The organism is Psychrobacter sp. LV10R520-6 (genome assembly GCF_900182925.1).
Lineage (GTDB): Bacteria > Pseudomonadota > Gammaproteobacteria > Pseudomonadales > Moraxellaceae > Psychrobacter.
On the sequence record NZ_LT900024.1, the window covers coordinates 1212474 to 1231788 of the forward strand.

A 19315-nucleotide genomic window follows, 5' to 3' on the forward strand; every position below is an offset into this window, starting at 1 on the left:
GTTTTTTGATGCAATCCTCTCTACAGATAAAAGATTTACAGCTTTGTCTTCAAGATCAGCTGTTACTCAGCTTAGACGAGCAGCTCAATGGCGGTGAAATACTCACTATTATGGGCCCGTCAGGCAGTGGTAAATCAAGCTTATTAAATTGGCTGACGGGTACCCTTGCCAGCAGCTTTTCCGCCACTGGTGAAGTCTGGCTTAATGGTCAGAATGTTGGTAACCTGCCAACGCATTTGCGCCATATTGGGGTGTTATATCAAGATGCCTTACTATTTTCACACTTAACAGTGGCCGGTAATATTGCCTTTGCCATGCCTAAAGGTAATAAAAAGCAGCGCCTTGCAAAAGTAGAGGAGTCACTTGAGCAAGTTGGCTTAAAAGGTATGGGCAACCGTCATCCCGATAATCTGTCGGGCGGGCAACAAGCGCGAGTCGCTTTATTACGGACGCTATTAAGCGAACCTAAAGCCATTTTACTTGATGAGCCGTTTAGTAAACTTGACACCCAACTAAGAGTTGCTACGCGCCAATTGGTATTTGATCAAATTCGTAATCGTAAACTACCCACCATTATGGTCACGCACGACCATAGCGATGCTGAGGCGGCAAAGGGTAAAGTTATCCATTTACAAGCCATTAATTTAAAAGCTATCGACTCAGCACGATAGCTGTAGAGTCAAAAGTTCAAACCCATAGGGCCATTAGCATGCTAGACAAATACATTATTCCCATTATAAAACCACTGTTGACCCCAGTGGTAAAGCTACTGCACAAGCGTGCTATAACGGCTGACCAGCTGACTGTGGCGGGATTTTTAATTGGCCTGTTGGCGGTGCCATTACTCGCCTTAGAGTATTGGTATGCGGCACTCACCGCTATTATTTTAAACCGTATTTTCGATGGGCTGGATGGTGCGCTGGCAAGATATGCCAATCAAAGCTCGAGCGCTGGTGGCTATTTAGATATTACCCTCGACTTTCTATTTTATGCCGCAATTCCGTTTGGATTTATTATTGCCAATCCTGAGCAAAATGCTATTGCTGGCTCATTATTGTTAGCAACATTTATTGGTACCGGTTCAAGCTTTTTGGCCTTTGCAATCGCCGCTGAAAAGTTCGATATTGAAAAACCACAGTTTAAATATAAGAGCTTTTACTACTTAAATGGTCTAACCGAAGGCACTGAAACGATTGCGCTGTTTGTAGCGTTTTGCATTTGGCCGCAGCACTTTGCCCTGCTAGCCACCTTATTTTCTATTGCCTGCATGATTACTATTTTTACCCGCATACATGGTGGTTATCATACGCTTAGACAGCAAGAAGCCGAAATGAGTGGAGCAACCAATGACTAACGAGGTATGGTGGCGACTTGGCTTTTTCTTTAGCATTTTAGTGATAATGATGCTGCTTGAATGGCGAAAACCAGCAAGACAATCACCCATTAAAAGTGGAACGCGTTGGTTCGCTAATTTTGGATTGGTCGTTTTGTCTTCAGTCGTTGCTCGCCTAGCGGTACCTATTGGTCTCACTGCAGTGGCGATTTATACCCAGCAGCACGGTATTGGTTTGTTTAATCTAATCGCCCTGCCAAACGTTATAGCGATTGTACTGAGTTTGATTTTGCTCGATATTTTAATATATTGGCAGCACAGATTATTTCATCGCGTGCCTATTTTATGGCGTTTGCACCGCGTCCATCATGCGGATGCCCATGTTGATACCAGTACTGGACTTAGATTTCACCCTATTGAAATTGTACTCAGTATTTTGGTAAAACTGGTCGCTGTTGTTGTCCTAGGCGTTCCTGCTATAGCAGTACTCATATTTGAGATAGCGTTAAATGGCTTGGCACTATTTAATCACGCCAATATTCGCCTGCCATCTGCTATCGAAAAACCATTGCGCCTCATCTTAATGACCCAAATTTTACACCGTATTCACCATAGTCAAGTCGTCTCTGAGACCAACTCAAACTATGGCTTTAGCGTTATTTGGTGGGACAAACTGTTCGGCAGCTATAAAAGTGAAGCAAAAAAAACCGACAATGACCTTGATATCGGTTTGATTGAATACCCTACTGCCAAGCAAAACGCGTCTCTGTGGAGTTTATCGATGATGCCATTTAAGAGTAAATAAGCGACTCCACTTATCATTTTGACTTATCATTTAGGCCTCTGAACATTTAAGCAAAATTGCGTGAATTATTAATTTGTTTCTGCTACGCCCTCTATGTATAGCGCTTCCAAAGATAACGCCATATCTTCCGCAATGTCATGCACAGCGCTACTATCAATATCCCTCTGGGCAAAGGCGCGCAGCCCCATAACTTCGGCTTGCAATCGCCGACCAAGGCGCACAGGATCTAGCTGATTGTCTAATTCTCCAAGCCGCTGGGATTCAGTAAAGCTATTTGTAAAGTGGGTCTCCATACCTGCCAGCATGCCCTCGACTTTATGCAACGCTGACTGCTCGCGTTCGCCCAGCTCCAATAAGCTTTTGACTAACATACAGGCGCGACTTGGCAACTCTTTATCACGTAGTCCGCCAAGCAGACGTAAGTAAGCCGCCAGTCCTAGCAGTGGAGAGCTGTGGGCATTCAAGGTGCATTCTAGCTCAACCATAGCATTACGAGCATAGTAGTCGAGTGCTTCTTGAAACAATCCATCTTTGCTACCAAAAGCGGCGTAGATACTACCAGGGCGCATATCGAGCGCTTTTTCTATATCTTTTAATGAGGTGGCATGAAAACCCTTTTGCCAGAACAGCTGTAAAGCTCGATCCAGAGAGTCTTGCCGATTGTGAAGTGTTGCACGAGCCATAGTTCATTCCAGTTTTTTCAAGCCGTGGACTTATATAATAAATATATAATAAAGAAGCACGACCCTATAATTTGAGTGACTGCTCAATTTTATCTTGAATAGTCTTTACAGTCCAGTTAAAGTTAAATACCAAAGCTATAGTGCGCTCCTTATTTTATCGACTATACAAAAAAAGGCTGCATCATGTCTCAGAATAAATTTCCCTCTATTATTGTATTTGACGTCAATGAAACTCTGCTCGATATCACTACCCTTGAGCCTCTGTTTGAGCGCGTATTCGGTGATCAAGCCATCATGCGAGAATGGTTCGCACAGCTGGTACTTTACTCACAAACCATGACTCTATCCGGTCTTTATGTCTCCTTTGGTGAGCTTGGTGTCGGCGCATTAAAGATGGTTGCCACTATTCATCAAACAGACATTGCAGACAGTGATGTTGCAGAGTTAAAAGAGCGCTTAAGCAATATGCCAGCCCATCCCGACGTTATTCCCGCACTCACCCGCTTGCGAGATGCAGGATTTCGGTTGGTTACTCTGACCAACTCACCTAGCAGCGCTTCTCCCACTCCATTAGAAAAAGCAGGCTTGAGCCAGTTTTTTGAGCATACCTTTAGCATCGAGACCGTCAGTAAGTTCAAACCTGCTCCTGAAACCTATAATATGGTCGCGAAAGCATTGTCAGTCGACACCTCAGACTTGTGCCTTGTTGCCTGTCACCTTTGGGATATTATAGGGGCGCAAGCAGCTGGCTGCCGTGGTGCATTTCTCACACGACCACATAATACTATTATTTCAGCACCTGGCGTACCTTTACCGGATTTGGTCGCATCAGAGCTAACTGCTCTCGCTGATCAAATCATTCTTCACAAGGAAAGATAACTTAATTGTATTAGGGCGTGTTGATCGTTTCTTACTAAAACCAGTATTATGCTATAACCAATTATAAATACTGAACATTGACATACTCCCCCCACTTTCACATGGCTCAAGTGGGGGATTCTAAAAGCCGAAGCTCTTAGGTGACATCCTCACGGTTGTCACAAGTTTTCTGTTTCAACGGGCGACCTTTACTGCATCCTCCCTCCACAGACAAAACGGCATGTCCTGCCGCCAATACATTACGTGCCGCATTAAAATCTGCGTTCGCAACATACATACATTTAACGCACTCAAATTTTGCCTGAGTACGCCTACTTTCTTTCGCCACATGCTTGCATTTAGAGCAGGTTTGGCTGGTGTATCTTGGGTTTACCTTAATGAGTAACCCACCGCGCCATTGCTGCTTATACTCAAGCATTACGGTCATCATATGCCAACCTTGATCCAAAATTGATTTATTCAATCCTGACTTAGCTTTGACATTACGCCCTTTTTGAACGGTTGTACCGCTTGCGGATTTCGACATATTGGCTACTTTTAAATCTTCAACAACGATCATGGCGTGGCTTTTGCTGAGCGTGGTGGTGACTTTATGCAAGTAGTCATGGCGAATATTGGCAATATGATGATGTAACTTTTGAATCTTACGATTTTGCTTTTTCCAGTTTTCGCTAAATTTTACTTTCTTACTTAATCGACGCTGTAATTTGGCAAGTTTGATTTGATTGGCTTTAAAGCTGTTTTTGGGCTTGATGTACTGACCGCTTGAGGTGGTGAGTAGTTTTGTGATCCCCATATCCAAACCTAACGCACTTTTAGAAGGATGGATTGGGTTTTCCAGTAACGCTTTCTCAGTGCCAAATGACACGTACCAGTGACCTGATTTCTTGCTAAGGGTGACATTTTTGATTGTGCCGATAATGGCTTGAGATTTTCTAAACTTCACCAAACCAATGCCATTAGGTAGTTTCACCCGATTGCCCTCGACACGGCAGTATTTATCAAACTGAACCAAGCGAATTGAATCGCAGCCATCTGATTTATGCTTGAATCTTGGCATCAGCGCCCGTAACTGGATTTCTGACCCATCAGCCCGTTTAAAAAACTTGGGTTTTCTAGGTTTCTTTTTATTTTCTTTTAATCGTGCATGTACTTTAGGGTCAAAAAATCGTGACCAAGCAGCCGCAAGATCGCGTACCTTTTGTTGCAAAGACACCGCATTAGAATGGGTTTTTAAAAAGCCAAAATCAGGATTGTTCTTTAAATCCATGATTTTATTAACGAGATTAGTGGCGTTGATAAACTCATTTTTGGCAAACATCTCAAGCGATATTGCCAGCATTTGATTCCAAACAAAACGTGCAGAGCCGACCAGATTATTTAAAATAACCTCTTGCTCCGAATTAGGCTCAAGCCTAAATTTATACGCTTTGTTGATTTTCATAAATGCTTTCTTTATTAATGAGTGTGTATTTGATAATATGTAGATAATACTAGCACTTAAGAGTTTTTATTACAATGAGTGAGATATATAAAAATCGCCATGCGGCCTTTAATCTCCATGTTCACTTGGTTTTTATTACCAAGTATCGAAGAAAGGTATTGGGCGGGGTGCATCACAAGTATTTCAGTGAGTGTGTTGCTGAGGTATGCAAGAGCTTTGATGCTGAGTTAAAAGAATGTAACGGTGGAGCAGATCACATCCACATGCTTATCCAGTACCCGCCAACGGTGCAATTAAGCAAATTGGTCAATAACTTAAAATCAGTCACCAGTAGACGAATGAGGGGTGATTTCATTGACTTGAGAGCTGCTTATGCCAAACCTGTGCTTTGGTCACGATCATATTTTGCAAGCTCTTGTGGTGGCGCTCCATTAGAAATTATTAAGCAATACATTCAGAACCAGCAAGGCTAACAAGCGATGCGAAATTCACCTCCACCCTGATGTCGGGTGGAGTCCTCTTTCGCTTTTTTGATAGGCATTTATTAGAGATAAGCAATGACACAAAAATTCCTTTATCCAATCTAATAAACAATTGTTAATATTGAGGCTAATAACGAAATTTTATTGTAATACAGCTATTAGCCCTTTAATTATTTATCTAATTTTTGATGTAAGCTATTTGTATGTTTAACCAGTACCAACCGCCAAATAGATTTATCCTCTTCTCCCAAGTAAAAAGGATTTTACGATGCAAAACTCAATCTCGAAACTTCAGCAAGATACTAGTAACCACAATTCTCAGAACAAAGCAAAAATCAAAGCCGCTATCTTACTTATCAGTAGCACCTTCCTAATATCTGTATCCGCTCATGCCCTTGAACCAACAGCCAATACTATAAATAACACTTCAATAAATACTAGCGCCATAAACCTAGCTATTATGACTGACGCCCCAACGGTATTGTCGGAGACCCAACGTATTACGATTAATGCGCCTAATAGTATTAAGAAAACACCCAACACAACCATAACCACGACCACAGCTAAGACCGATCAGGCTATTTACTCTGAGGACGCTATTGAACATCCGTTATGGGCAAAAAACGGTATGGTGGCGACCCAAGAAGCCATCGCCTCTGATATTGGATTAAAGATTCTTAAACAAGGCGGTAATGCCGTCGATGCCTCAGTTGCTGTTGGCTTTGCACTCGCTGTCACGCTGCCTCGCGCTGGTAATATCGGTGGTGGTGGTTTTATGATGATCTATGATGCCAAACAAGGCAAAACGGTAGCACTCGATTACCGTGAAAAAGCACCTAGCAGTGCTTCACGTGATATGTATCTCGATGCTGATGGCAATGCCGTCAGTGATTTGTCTCGCTATCACGGCTTAGCCATCGGTGTTCCAGGAACCGTAGCCGGCATGCTAAAAGCGTTAGAAGATCATGGAACTATGAGCCGCGGTCAAGTAATGGCACCCGCGATTGCATTGGCCGAGGATGGTATTGAAGTTACCGCCGGCCTGACTGAATCATTAGAAGCATTGAGTGAGCGCATGCAAAAGTGGCCAAGTACTAAAAAGATCTTCTTTAAACCGGATGGTAGCGCCTATCAACCTGGTGAACGCTTAAAACAGCCAGAGCTTGCCCACTCACTTAAGCTGATTGCTGCTCAAGGGGCAGATGGATTTTATAAAGGCGAAACTGCCCGTAAAATAGTCAAAGCAGTGAATGAGGCTGGCGGTAGTATGAGCTTGCAAGATCTGGCCAATTATCAAGCCATCGCTCGTAAGCCAGTAAAAGGCAATTATCGCGGTTATGAGATTGTCTCTATGCCACCGCCCTCCTCTGGCGGTATTCATATCGTACAGATTTTAAATATTTTAGAAGGCTATCCATTAAAAGACTATGGTCAAAATAGCGCCCAAACCATTCACTTGATGGCTGAAGCAATGCAGCTGGCTTATGCCGATCGGGCAGAGTATTTAGGTGATGCCGACTTCGTTGACGTGCCTGTCAGTGGCTTAACTGCTCGCCCTTATGCGGATAAACTGCGTTCCCTAATTGATCCCAATAAAGCCACGCCTGCCGCAACGGTTAAAGCCAATAACCCACTACCTTATGAGAGCGATCAAACCACCCACTTCTCTATTGTTGATAAAGATGGCAATGCAGTGGCGAATACCTATACATTGAACTTCTCTTATGGCACGGGCATGGTCGCTGAAGGTACGGGTATTTTATTAAATAATGAAATGGATGACTTTTCAGCCAAGCCTGGTGTCCCTAACGGTTATGGCCTACTTGGCGGTGAAGCCAATGCCGTCGAAGGAGACAAACGTCCTTTGTCTTCTATGAGTCCAACGCTAGTATTTAAAGACAGCAAACCTTATATCGTCACCGGCAGCCCAGGTGGTAGCCGTATTATCACTACCGTCACCCAAGTTATCTCTAACGTCATTGACCATGATATGAATATCGCAGAAGCCACTCATGCGCCGCGTATTCATGATCAATGGTTACCTGATGAGATTCGTATCGAAAAAGCGCTGAATGTCGATACTATTAAAAAGCTAGAGTCGATGGGTCATACCGTCAGCCCGCAAGCGTCTATGGGTTCAACACAGTCTATTATGATTACCCCAACGGGCATATATGGATCTTCAGATCCTCGTATCGTGGATGCGGCGGTGGTAGGATACTAAAATGGTGGGCTGTTAGTTTGGTTTATTGTTGAGCTTTTGATAATAGATAGGTTTTACGAAACTGGATGGTCGACAATCCAGTTCGCTAAGGAGAGCAGCAGTATGAACCAGATTCAAAGACCTGATAAAGCCGCATTAGTGCATATGTTTCGGGCATTTATTGAGCCTGAGTATGTGATCAGTGATGAGGAAACCCAAAGGCCTTACGAGTGTGATGGCTTATCTGTATATTGTGATATGCCATTGATAGTGGTGTTACCAGATACGGTCGAGCAAGTGCAGGAAGTGATGCGACTCTGTCACCGCTATCAAATTCCTGTGGTGGCGCGTGGTGCTGGCACCGGTCTTTGTGCAGGTGCTATGCCCAACCCTGATGGCGTATTGCTGGTATTGTCTCGTTTTAAACATATTCTTGAAATCGATCCCCTAGCGCGTAGCGCGCGCTTGCAACCAGGCGTCCGTAACTTAGCCATTAGTGAAGCGGCAAGCATACATGGCTTATACTATGGTCCGGACCCCTCCTCACAGATTGCTTGTACCATAGGTGGTAATGTTGCAGAAAACTCTGGCGGTGTACATTGTCTTAAATATGGATTAACGGTACATAACTTATTAAAAGTAGATATGGTTACTGTTGAAGGAGACCTGATTAGCCTTGGTAGTGAAGGACTGGACAGTAACGGCTTTGATTTAATGGCCTTAATTACCGGTTCTGAAGGCTTGTTGGGCATAGTTACTGAAGTGACGGTCAAACTGTTACCTAGCCCTGAAAAGGCACAGGTGATTATGGCAGCTTTCGATAATGTACAGACAGCAGGTGACGCGGTAGGTGATGTGATTGCCAAAGGGATTATTCCGGCTGGCCTTGAGATGATGGACAGCCTAGCGATTATAGCTGCCGAGGCCTTTGTTCATGCTGGTTATCCTACCGATGCTAAGGCGTTGCTGCTATGTGAATTAGATGGTAGCGAAGCTGAAGTTAAAGAACAAATCGCGGAAGTCGAGCAACTTTTTATTCAGCTGGGTGCCACCTCAACTCGGGTATCTCAGAGCGAGGCGGAACGCGCTTTATTATGGAAAGGCCGTAAGTCAGCGTTTCCGGCCGTAGGTCGGATATCAGCGGATTACTATTGCATGGATGGCACCATTCCTCGTAGCCAACTTGCTCATGTACTGACTGAGATGCAACAACTCTCAGAACACTACGGTTTACGAGTAGCCAATGTGTTTCATGCGGGCGATGGTAATTTACACCCCTTGATTTTATTTGACGCCAATGTGCCTGGTGATTTTGAAAAAACCGAAGAATTTGGTGGTCGCATCTTAGAGCTATGCGTAGAAGTGGGTGGCTGTATCACAGGTGAGCATGGCGTGGGAATAGAAAAGATTCGGCAAATGAGGGTACAGTTTAACGAGCAGGAGTTAATCCAGTTTCACGCTATTAAACACGCCTTTGATCCTGCTGGCACTCTCAATCCGGGTAAAGGAATTCCTGTGCTGAAGAATTGTCAGGAATATCGTGCACTAGATATGGGCAAAGGCGATATGGGTAAAAGTGAGTCATTGCAGCAGGGAGAGCCAGCATGAAGGATATCAGTCATGAGCTGATCGAGCGGGTTAAACAGGCCAGCACCGATGGTACTAAGTTAAAAATAATTGGTGGTGGTAGTAAACATTTCATGGGTCGCCAATCAGAGGGTAAACCCCTTAGTCTTGTCGAGCACAGCGGTATTGTCAGTTATGAGCCTATTGAACTGGTACTTACCGCCCGAGCGGGTACACCGCTAATCGAGATCAGCGCTGCTTTGGCCGAGCACAATCAAAGACTGGCGTTTGAGCCGCCGCTATTTGACGGACGAGCGACCCTAGGCGGTACTTTGGCTTGCCATTTATCGGGACCAGGCCGACCGTGGAATGGCTCGGTAAGAGACCATGTACTAGGTATTCGCTTAATCAACGGGCGCGCAGAAGAACTACGCTTTGGTGGGCAGGTGATGAAAAACGTGGCAGGATATGATGTCTCACGCATGCAGGCTGGCGCGATGGGGACCTTAGGGGTGATTAGCGAGGTCAGTCTAAAAGTGATGCCCAAACCTGCCGCTACCATAACACTTAAGTGGGAAATGAATGCGGCGCAAGCTATTGCAGAGATGAATCGTTTGGCGGGACAATCTAAGCCCCTAACTGCGGCTTGTTGGTTTGATAATCATCTCTACTTGCGTCTGGAAGGCGCTCGTAGTGCGGTAGACAGTACCGTTAGTCAGTGGCAAGGCACAGTGCTAGAGGATGGAAATGATCTGTGGGCACAATTACGCGAGCAGCAATTGGATTACTTTTCTAACCAAGATGCTCCCTTATGGCGATTTTCAGTTAATAGTAATGCCAAGCACTTTTTGCCAGAGGAAGATTGGCTGCTTGACTGGGGCGGTAGCCAACGCTGGCTACGCGGTGATTTTGCAGCTGACGAATTAGAAGCGCTGGCTGAGAGCGCGGGTGGCCAAGTAAGCCTTTATCGTGGTGGCGATCGACTGCAAGACGTTTTCCACACACAGCCTGAGGCGCTGCGTCAACTTCACCAACGGCTTAAGCACGCCTTCGATCCGAGCGGAATTTTTAATCCCAGTCGTCTCTATAGCTGGATGTAATAGCTGAATATAGTAGCTATATCTGATAGCTGAATGGAATAGCTAAAAGTAATAATAAGAGGACGTCATGCGTACAAAAATTAATGTGAAGTATCTGGATCACCCAGAAATTCAGGAAGCCGATTCTATTTTGCGCAGCTGTGTACACTGTGGATTTTGTAATGCGACTTGTCCCACTTATCAAGAGCTAGGCGATGAACGAGATGGTCCACGTGGACGTATTTATATGATTAAGCAGCTACTAGAAACCGGTGATATCAGCGAAAAATCGCAGACTCACTTAGACCGTTGTTTGACCTGTCGTAGTTGTGAGACCACCTGCCCTTCTGGTGTAAAATATGGCCGCTTAGCCGAAATAGGCCGTGGCATCATGGAAAATCAACTGGAACGACCCTTTCAGCAGAAGCTTTTACGCTGGTTGATACGTAAGGTTTTGCCCTACTCACGTCGCTTTGGGGCTTTGTTACATTTAGGACAGTTAGGGCGACCACTATTGCCCAATAGTCTTAAAACTAAAGTACCCGTCAGACAGGTTAAGCGCTCTTTGCCAACACAACAACACACGCGCCAAATGTTAGTACTAGGAGGATGTGCTCAACCTTCAGCTACCCCCAACACTAATATTGTAGCGGCCCGCGTGCTCGACAAATTAGGCATTGGCTTGTTCACCGCGCCTAAAGCCGGATGCTGCGGGGCAGTGAATTATCATCTTTCTGCCCATGAAGAAGGGCTGGCATTTATGCGCCGTAATATCGATGCTTGGTGGCCCCATATTGAGATGGGAGTAGAAGCCATTGTTATTAGTGCCTCTGGCTGCGGCTCGATGGTCAAAGATTATGGTGAAAAACTGAGTCAGGACCCTGCTTATGCGGCTAAAGCACAACGGGTTAGTGAGCTCGCTAAGGATCTTAGCGAAGTATTATTTAAAGAAGATTTGGGTCAGCTAGAGTTACAAGGCATCGGTCGCAAAACAGCTGTGCACTGCCCTTGCTCTTTGCAACATGCTCAGCAGTTGGGTGGTCAAGTTGAACAAATTTTGCAGCAAGCCGGTATCGAGCTGACCCGTACCAAGGACGGACATTTATGCTGCGGTTCTGCGGGAACCTACTCAATCCTTCAACCAGAGATGAGCCAACAATTACTGACCAATAAGTTAGCGGACTTAACGATTGGTAATCCAGAACAAATAGTGACTGCTAACGTTGGTTGCCAGCTGCACTTAAGTACCAAATCATCAGTACCAGTGAAGCACTGGATTGAATTGTTAGATCCGCAGTAGTGCCAATTGTGGATGCGTAATGGTAAATGCATAGTTGTAGATGCATAGTTGTAGATGCTTAGTTGTAGATGCTTACTGCCAAGCAGCGAGTTAGATTGGTAGTGAGACACATCCAGTGCATAAAGTGAGGTTATAATTGTAATTTCTAGCTAAGCCCTCGTTTCCATTAAGAACGTACTGTTCGCATGTCTGTTGAAGCCTCGAGCGGCTACCCACTGCCATAAACGGCTACCCAATAGAGTCTTGCGTAAAGCAGCAGATTTTTTTCGACTAGGACGAGACAGGCCATGCGCAGAGGTAATGGCTAAATCCATAAGCTAAGATGTGGATGTCGGTAGTGATTGCTGTGGCTGAGCAGGTCTATCTCAAGCGATTAGTAACAAAAAGAGCCGTTGAAAATAAGGCGCTCGTACACACTTTTGACATTAGCACTAACCAGCAACAACGATTTGATAACCCTGTCTAACGTCAACCATCTACAGCTGTCCTAGTCAGCTGTAGATGGTTGACGTTACCTATACACAAACCAATAACAGTTGAGATACAAACCAATAACGGCTAAGGCTATATTGGTTTTATCATTGATGTATTATTAAATTTCAATCCTGTCAGGTTTGGCAGCATTACTCCAAAAGAACAGTCTCTAATACAGTCGGGGCAGCTCAGATCTAGACTCAGGTGTGATCTGGAAGATCTCCAGAATTACAGATTAAACCAGGAGAAAATTATGAAAAGTACAGAATGGAAAGTAATTAGTGCCGCAAAGGAAGCTGGTATTCCGGACCCCGGATTTGAGATTGATAAAAATACTGCCATAGTAATAACCGATCCACAGAATGATTTTCTGCGGGAAGATGGTGTGGCTTGGCCTATTGTAAAAGAGAGTGTTAAAGAAAACAATACTATAGAGAACATGTCTACTGTCTTTAGGCTGGCCAGGGAAAAAGGAATGAAGGTCTTCATATCACCCCATTATTTTTTTCCTACAGATAAAGAATGGCAGTTTGGTGGTGCTCTTGAAAAGTTCATGCATTCCAAAGAGATGTATAAACGCAAGGGGCGGTTGGATATGGAAGGCTTTGAGGGCTCCGGGGCCGATTTTCTCGAGGAATTTAAGCAATACCTTGAAGGAGAAAATATTATTCTTTGCAACCCTCATAAATTGTACAGCCCAAAGAATACAGACCTTAGCCTGCAACTTAGAAAGTATAGGATAGAAAAAGTGCTAATGGCCGGAATGTCTACAAATTTATGTGTAGAATCCCACACCCGGAATCTTCTTGAAGAAGGATTTGAAGTAGGAGTAATTGCAGATGCCAGTGGAAGTGCCAAATTACCGGGACTAGATACTTTTCAGGGAGCTTTGATGAACCTAAGGATGATCACCAGCCATGTGTTTACCACGGAAGAATTTGAGGAAGCCTTAAAGTCTGCAAGTCTTTCCTGATTAACCGGCATGACTTCTTTATGAAGGAGGAGACTGCAAAAAAATTATTGCAGCTCGAAATTTGCTTCTTCTTCAGCGATTAAGTCGGAAACTATAAAATCTGCAAGTTTGAAATCAATTCAGTTCCAGAGGGGGTTGTGCAAAAACCTCGTTAAGATGGTAATCCAAACGTTAATTAAATTCTCGTTACTACCCTATAAACTAAAGCCCTCTATATCACTATGGTGTAGAGGGCGTTTTTAACGCTGATGTATATTCAGTTACCCTTATTGCAAAAGTGACTCCATAATATCGAAGTTGGCAAGATAACTCTCTAAAAATCATACTTAAAAATAAAAACATTCTTCTAGATTTTAGTGGACAAGTAAATGTACTACAAATCAGAAAAAACCAGTAGTAGCTATAAAAAATATTAAGGTATGTCTAACAGATTTCTTGTATATGCAATCGCTAACTGGCGTAGCTTCGTACGTAAAGCTTAAAAAAACCATATTTTTGCAACAATTTTATTAACCAGATAAGTTTTGACCATACTAAAGTCATTCTATAAACCACCTCTCTCAGACTGACACCCTTGAATAAGTGGCTGTCATCAGCAAATAATGCTATTATTACCGACTAAGATTAAGACTATTTAACAAGGCTATTAGTGCCTTATTTTTGTTTAAAGAACGCTATAATTTATTGATGATCAAGTCTTTATTTTCTTAGCAGCGTTTCCCCTTTTGATTGTATCAGTAAGAGTCCTCTATGGCATTTGTACACCTTGGCATTCACAGCGAATATTCGATTACTGATTCTATCGTGCGTATCAAGCCGTTAGTTAAGGCTGCCGCGGCAGACAATCAGCGCTCGCTAGCATTAACTGATTTATCCAACCTTTATGCCACGGTGAAGTTTTATCGCGCTTGCCTAGGGGCTGGCATCAAACCCATTATCGGCAGTGAAGTCATCATGAATGATGAGGACTCGCGCTTAGTATTATTGGCGATGAACAATGAGGGTTATCAGAACATTACGCGTATTGTGTCGCTTGGATTTACTGAAGGCCGTGCAGACGTTGCCAATCATGGCGTACCTATCGTTAAGCGTAGCCACATTCTTGAACATGCGGCAGGCGTAATTGTATTATTCACTGAAAAGTCAGATGTCGGTCAAGCATTAGTCAGCTCCATGCCAGAAAAAGCAGATGAGCTGCTTCTCGAGTGGCAAGCACAGTTTGAAGATCGCTTATATTTTGCTATTAAGCGTACCAATCGCGCTGGTGAAGATGCCTTTACCAAAACCGCTATTCACGCCGGTGCCAAACACAACATGCCTATTATTGCCCATAACGACGTACGCTTTTTAGAGCAAGATGACTTCGATGCCCACGAAGCGCGTGTTTGTATTGCTGGCTCTTATGTATTGGCCGATCCTAATCGTCCGCAAACCTATTCAGACGAACAGTATCTAAAGACTCAAGAGCAGATGCAGCAGCTGTTTGCTGATATTCCACAAGTGATTGACAACACTTCACGACTGGCCACCCGTTGTAATGTGACCTTGACCCTAGGTATTAATGTGCTGCCTGAGTTTCCAGTTCCTGAAGGCGAAACCACGGAATCGTTCTTTCGAGCAGAATCGCAGCGCGGTCTTGAACAACGTTTAGAAAAACTCTTTCCCACAGATAAGCGTAGCGATAACTGGGCCGATATTCGGCAGAAATATGATGACCGTTTAGAGTATGAGCTTAATATCATTCTATCAATGGGCTTCCCCGGCTATTTCTTAATCGTCATGGACTTTATTCGCTGGGCAAAAGCCAATGGCGTCCCCGTTGGTCCGGGCCGTGGTTCCGGTGCCGGCTCGCTAGTCGCTTATGCATTAAATATTACGGACCTTGACCCTATTCATTACGATTTATTATTCGAGCGGTTTTTGAACCCTGAGCGGGTATCCATGCCCGACTTTGATATTGATTTTTGTATTGAAGGTCGCGACAAAGTTATCGATTATGTCGCCCAAACCTATGGCCGAGAAGCGGTCTCGCAAATCATTACCTTTGGTACGATGGCCGCAAAAGCCGTGGTACGTGACGTCGCGCGTGCACAAAGTAAATCGTACTTTCTTGCCAGCAAAATGTCTAAACTTATACCCAAGACTCCAGGGATAACGCTCAGTCAAGCGCTAGAGCAAGAGCCACAGCTGAAAGACTTGATCTCCAATCCTGATAATATGGATTATGACGATGCCACTGAGATTTGGGAAATGGCAATTAAGCTTGAAGGCGTTTGTCGAAACGTGGGTAAACATGCCGGCGGAGTACTGATTGCACCGCATAAGATCACTGACTTTAGCGCCATTTATTGTGATGACGACGGTCACCGCGTGAGCCAGTTTGATAAAGATGACGTTGAAGCGGTGGGTCTGGTGAAGTTTGACTTTTTAGGTCTGCGTAACCTAACCGTGATTAGTGCAGCGGTCAAAAATATCAATCAGCGCCGCGCTAAAGAAGGATTAGAAGCACTCATACTTGAAGATTTACCGTTGGATGACAGTAAGGCCTATCGTCTATTACAAGATGCAAAAACCACCGCCGTCTTTCAGCTTGAAAGTATGGGCATGAAAAAATACTTAGCCAAGTTGCAACCAACCAATATTGAAGACGTTATTGCCATGTGTGCGCTTTATCGTCCAGGCCCGCTTGATGCCGGCATGGTAGAGATGTATATCGACCGGAAACATGGCCGTGAAGAAGTTATCTATGACCACCCTAATCTTGAGCCTATTTTAGAAAATACCAACGGCGTTATTGTTTACCAAGAACAGGTCATGAAAATTTCACAGGTCATGGCCGGTTATAGCTTAGGCGGTGCGGACATGTTACGCCGTGCTATGGGTAAGAAAAAACCTGAAGAGATGGCCAAACAGCGTGATATTTTCATCAATGGTGCAACCGCGCAAGGAATTGATGAAGTGACTTCGGGCGGCGTGTTTGATTTGATGGAGAAGTTTGCTGGTTATGGCTTTAACAGATCGCATTCTGCTGCTTATGGGGTTCTAGCCTATCAGACGGCCTACCTTAAACAATACTACCCTGCTGAATTTATGGCCGCGGTACTCACCTCTGATATGAACAATACTGATAACGTAGTGTTTTTCATCAATGACTGCCGTGAAAACTTCGGCTTAACCGTGGTGAATCCATCCGTTAACCGTAGTGAATGGCATTTTGTCGCTGATACCCCAACCAATATTATTTATGGATTGGGCGCGATTAAAGGGGTGGGTGAAGGTGCCGTTGAGTCTATTGTTGAGGCGCGCCGCCGCGATGGACCTTTCATAGATTTATATGACTTTTGTCGCCGTGTTGATATCAAAAAGGTCAATAAGCGTACCTTAGAGGCGCTAGTCAGCGCCGGCTGTTTTGATGACTTTGCCGCGACCTTGCGTCCTGACTTGCCAGCCGATGAAGCTTACGAGATTCGTGGGGCCCTGATGAGTCAGCTGCCAAGCGCGGTACAAGCGGCCGAGCAAGATCGCCAGAATAAAGAAATCGGTATGATGGATTTGTTCGGTGAGATGGATGGCGTGGTCGCCGCGCCGCCATTAGTCATGACCGCAGAGTTGATATGGGGTGATAAGCATCGCCTAAAAGCTGAAAAAAACACCTTAGGGCTGTATTTAACCGGACATCCTATTGACGAGTATCGTGAAGAGCTTAAACGCTATACCTCAGGCGCACGGCTCGATAAACTTACCGATACGGGCTATAACGGCAGCTGTTATTTTGCCGGCTTAATCATCGATATGGCCAACTTTGGTAATCGCAACGTGATAACCTTAGATGATGGTACTTCGCGATTAGAAGTCAGCTGCTATGCTGAGCGCTTTAACCGCGTTAAAGATCAGCTAAAAGTTGATGAAGTGGTGGTCATTAAAGGCAGTATCCGAGAGCGTGATGGTCGTCTGTTTGCTCGCCTTGATAATGTGTTAACTATGGTCGATGCGCGCTTGCGTTGGTTGAAGAAAATCAGCATTAAAGTTCACGGTAGCGATATCAATCTACTAACGCGCTTGCAACCGCTTCTCAAGTCAGCACAAGCTGACTTAATACCAGCGCCGCGTCTCTCTTACGACAATGATCAAGACGAGCAAAGTAATGGCTCAGCTAATGACTATTATAATAGTGTAGAAGGCGGTAGCTTGTATGATGAAGAAGGTAATGATGTATTGGCGCAAGATCAAAATATGAGCCAATACATCAATCAAGGCGATTCTAATCAATCCCTTAGTAATACAGATGCCTCAATTAATGATAACTGTACTCCGCTTGGGCTTAGCATTTATGAAGATTTTGGCATTGCTAATGTGGCGTTGTCCGAGCACTGGCGTGTCTATCCCAATGATGATAATCTACAACAACTAAAAAGTATGATTAGCGAAGATAACTTACATTTTCATTATAGCTAGCATTTTCATTACAACTGGCATTTCCATTACAACTTATTGATTAAAACAACACCTTTTACCTTATTGGATATTTAATCATGGCCAACACTCATCATAGTAACGATAGTACGAATAACACAAATAATAGTAGTAGTAGTGCTGATGATGAAGTTATCAATCACGAACAGTTTGAAGACATGCGTGACTTGCTAGAAGAAGATTTTGCAGACTTAATTCAGACCTATATTATCGACAGTCAGCAGCGGATTAAGTTGCTACGTACCACCCAAGCATCCGATGATAATGCCAACGGTTTTGAAGCCGCTCACGCCTTAAAAGGCGCAAGTGCCAATGTAGGTGCAACACATTTAGTCACTCTTAGCGAACAGTTACAAGAAGCCTGTCGTAAGCGTAATATCGGTCAGCAAGCAAAGCTTATTGACCAAACAGCGATAGCGTTACAGCAAGTAGAGCTAGAGATCCATAAACGGCTAGGACAATAATGAATAGAAATTCTTTATCAACCACTTTATTAAAACCTACCGTCAGTGACTATTTATCTTGCCTGCAAGTGGTTATGGTCAATACCACCTTGCCCGCCAATATTGGCTCAGCGGCACGGGCGATGCATACCATGGGCTTATCGCGTCTGACAGTCGTTGATCCTAAGCATCCGATTGATGAGACCAGCGTCTCTCATGCCGCAGGCGGTAGTGATGTCTTAGCAGATGCCAAAATCACACCCACGTTGGAAGTAGCTATTAGCGATTGTCAGCTGGTGTTTGCTGCCAGTAGTCGCAGCCGTCACTTGCCGCGTCCAGTGGTTACCCCTACCCAAGCCGCAAAAATCATGCTGGATTTTATTGATAAACAATCAGCTATCGATCAAAAAACCGCTACTGATTCACAAGCAAACCGTGACAGCAACAAGCCTAACATTGCTATTTTATTTGGTCGAGAGGATCGCGGTCTGACCAATGAAGAATTGGCTTATGCCGATTATCATATCCAAATCGATGCCAATCCTGATTATCCAGTGCTCAATGTCGCCTCAGCGGTGCAAGTTATTGCCAGCTTTATTTTTGCTTACGCTCAGACACACGTTAATACTGTTGATAAAGACATCAATATAGCGACCAATAATGACAGTCATCACGATAGAAAAGATATTAATAATCTAAATACAGTAGTACCGCCAACATTAAATTTGCATACCCGTCAGCAATGGGATGAGCCTGCTATTACCCAGCAGCAATTACAACAGCTAACGGGGCGCACCACCGAATTAATGGTTCAGCGCGGTCTTGCAGATGCTGATCATTTAAAATCGCTGCCTGCGCGTCTGTCTCGGCTCGGTTCGCGGGTCCAGCTCGACCAAAAAGAATATCAGCTGTTAAGCGCCTTGATTGCTAAGCTGTTAAAAGGCTAAAGCTTCTTTTCATAGTTATAGGGAAACATAGACGTTGACGATAAACTGACACTAATTTGTTAGTTTGTTTGTATTTTATAGGGCCATGCTATATTTTACGGCGTAAAGCTGTTATAACTTTAAAGGACGTGATTAGAGAAACACTTAAAGACTTATCCCTAAAAGTGCCTCTTCATGTATTCACACTCAAAGCCTTATTATAGAAAACTTACCATATTATAAGAAACTTAC

Annotated in this window: 15 protein-coding genes; 13 read left to right on the forward strand and 2 right to left on the reverse strand. The window is 44.1% G+C overall.

Annotation, left to right across the window (positions count from 1 at the left end):
* The first annotated feature begins 8 nt into the window (after nucleotides 1-8).
* The 3 genes from U1P77_RS05045 to U1P77_RS05055 are packed head-to-tail and all read left to right on the forward strand — an operon-like array spanning nucleotide 9 to nucleotide 2138.
* Nucleotides 9-671 (forward strand): ABC transporter ATP-binding protein, encoded by a 663-nt coding sequence (locus U1P77_RS05045; RefSeq protein WP_321156284.1) that lies wholly within the window; start codon nucleotides 9-11, stop codon nucleotides 669-671.
* A 38-nt stretch (nucleotides 672-709) separates the two neighbouring features.
* On the forward strand, nucleotides 710-1354 hold the full coding sequence (locus U1P77_RS05050) for a CDP-alcohol phosphatidyltransferase family protein (protein WP_321156285.1): 645 nt from the start codon (nucleotides 710-712) through the stop codon (nucleotides 1352-1354).
* A complete protein-coding gene (locus U1P77_RS05055) occupies nucleotides 1347-2138 on the forward strand; it encodes a sterol desaturase family protein (protein ID WP_321156286.1) in 792 nt (263 codons plus the stop codon). Before U1P77_RS05050 ends, U1P77_RS05055 begins: the two co-directional genes overlap by 8 nt.
* A gap of 68 nt (nucleotides 2139-2206) precedes the next feature.
* Here the strand turns inward: U1P77_RS05055 and U1P77_RS05060 are convergent, their stop codons facing one another.
* Nucleotides 2207-2821: a TetR/AcrR family transcriptional regulator gene (locus U1P77_RS05060; RefSeq protein ID WP_321156287.1), complete on the reverse strand. Its 615-nt coding sequence runs from the start codon at nucleotides 2819-2821 to the stop codon at nucleotides 2207-2209.
* Nucleotides 2822-3004: 183 nt separating this feature from the next.
* On the opposite strand from U1P77_RS05060, the gene U1P77_RS05065 reads away from it, so the two are divergent.
* Nucleotides 3005-3700, forward strand: a complete 696-nt coding sequence (locus U1P77_RS05065; protein ID WP_321156288.1) for a haloacid dehalogenase type II — start codon at nucleotides 3005-3007, stop codon at nucleotides 3698-3700.
* Nucleotides 3701-3836: 136 nt separating this feature from the next.
* Here U1P77_RS05065 and U1P77_RS05070 read toward each other — a convergent pair whose 3' ends face one another.
* Nucleotides 3837-5144 carry an RNA-guided endonuclease InsQ/TnpB family protein gene (locus tag U1P77_RS05070; RefSeq protein ID WP_321156289.1) on the reverse strand — a complete coding sequence of 436 codons (1308 nt, stop codon included), beginning with the start codon at nucleotides 5142-5144 and terminating at the stop codon, nucleotides 3837-3839.
* A gap of 74 nt (nucleotides 5145-5218) precedes the next feature.
* On the opposite strand from U1P77_RS05070, the gene tnpA reads away from it, so the two are divergent.
* The 9 genes from tnpA (at nucleotide 5219) to U1P77_RS05115 (ending at nucleotide 19084) form a co-directional block, all read left to right on the forward strand.
* Nucleotides 5219-5617: an IS200/IS605 family transposase gene (gene tnpA / locus U1P77_RS05075; protein WP_321154541.1), complete on the forward strand. Its 399-nt coding sequence runs from the start codon at nucleotides 5219-5221 to the stop codon at nucleotides 5615-5617.
* Nucleotides 5618-5894: 277 nt separating this feature from the next.
* Nucleotides 5895-7850 (forward strand): gamma-glutamyltransferase, encoded by a 1956-nt coding sequence (gene ggt / locus U1P77_RS05080; RefSeq protein WP_321156290.1) that lies wholly within the window; start codon nucleotides 5895-5897, stop codon nucleotides 7848-7850.
* A gap of 102 nt (nucleotides 7851-7952) precedes the next feature.
* Entirely contained in the window at nucleotides 7953-9437 is a 1485-nt protein-coding gene (locus U1P77_RS05085) for an FAD-linked oxidase C-terminal domain-containing protein (protein ID WP_321156291.1), read from the forward strand.
* Nucleotides 9434-10495: a glycolate oxidase subunit GlcE gene (gene glcE / locus U1P77_RS05090; protein WP_321156292.1), complete on the forward strand. Its 1062-nt coding sequence runs from the start codon at nucleotides 9434-9436 to the stop codon at nucleotides 10493-10495. Before U1P77_RS05085 ends, glcE begins: the two co-directional genes overlap by 4 nt.
* A gap of 67 nt (nucleotides 10496-10562) precedes the next feature.
* Nucleotides 10563-11774 carry a glycolate oxidase subunit GlcF gene (gene glcF / locus U1P77_RS05095; RefSeq protein WP_321156293.1) on the forward strand — a complete coding sequence of 404 codons (1212 nt, stop codon included), beginning with the start codon at nucleotides 10563-10565 and terminating at the stop codon, nucleotides 11772-11774.
* Nucleotides 11775-12501: 727 nt separating this feature from the next.
* On the forward strand, nucleotides 12502-13221 hold the full coding sequence (locus U1P77_RS05100) for a cysteine hydrolase family protein (RefSeq protein WP_321156294.1): 720 nt from the start codon (nucleotides 12502-12504) through the stop codon (nucleotides 13219-13221).
* Between the two features lie 750 nt (nucleotides 13222-13971).
* Nucleotides 13972-17676: a DNA polymerase III subunit alpha gene (gene dnaE / locus U1P77_RS05105; protein ID WP_321156295.1), complete on the forward strand. Its 3705-nt coding sequence runs from the start codon at nucleotides 13972-13974 to the stop codon at nucleotides 17674-17676.
* 77 nt (nucleotides 17677-17753) lie between these two features.
* Nucleotides 17754-18158, forward strand: coding sequence for an Hpt domain-containing protein (locus U1P77_RS05110; protein ID WP_321156296.1), 405 nt, complete (start codon nucleotides 17754-17756; stop codon nucleotides 18156-18158).
* A complete protein-coding gene (locus tag U1P77_RS05115; RefSeq protein WP_321156297.1) occupies nucleotides 18158-19084 on the forward strand; it encodes an RNA methyltransferase in 927 nt (308 codons plus the stop codon). The genes U1P77_RS05110 and U1P77_RS05115 overlap by 1 nt, the downstream gene beginning before the upstream one ends.
* The last annotated feature ends 231 nt before the right edge of the window (nucleotides 19085-19315 follow it).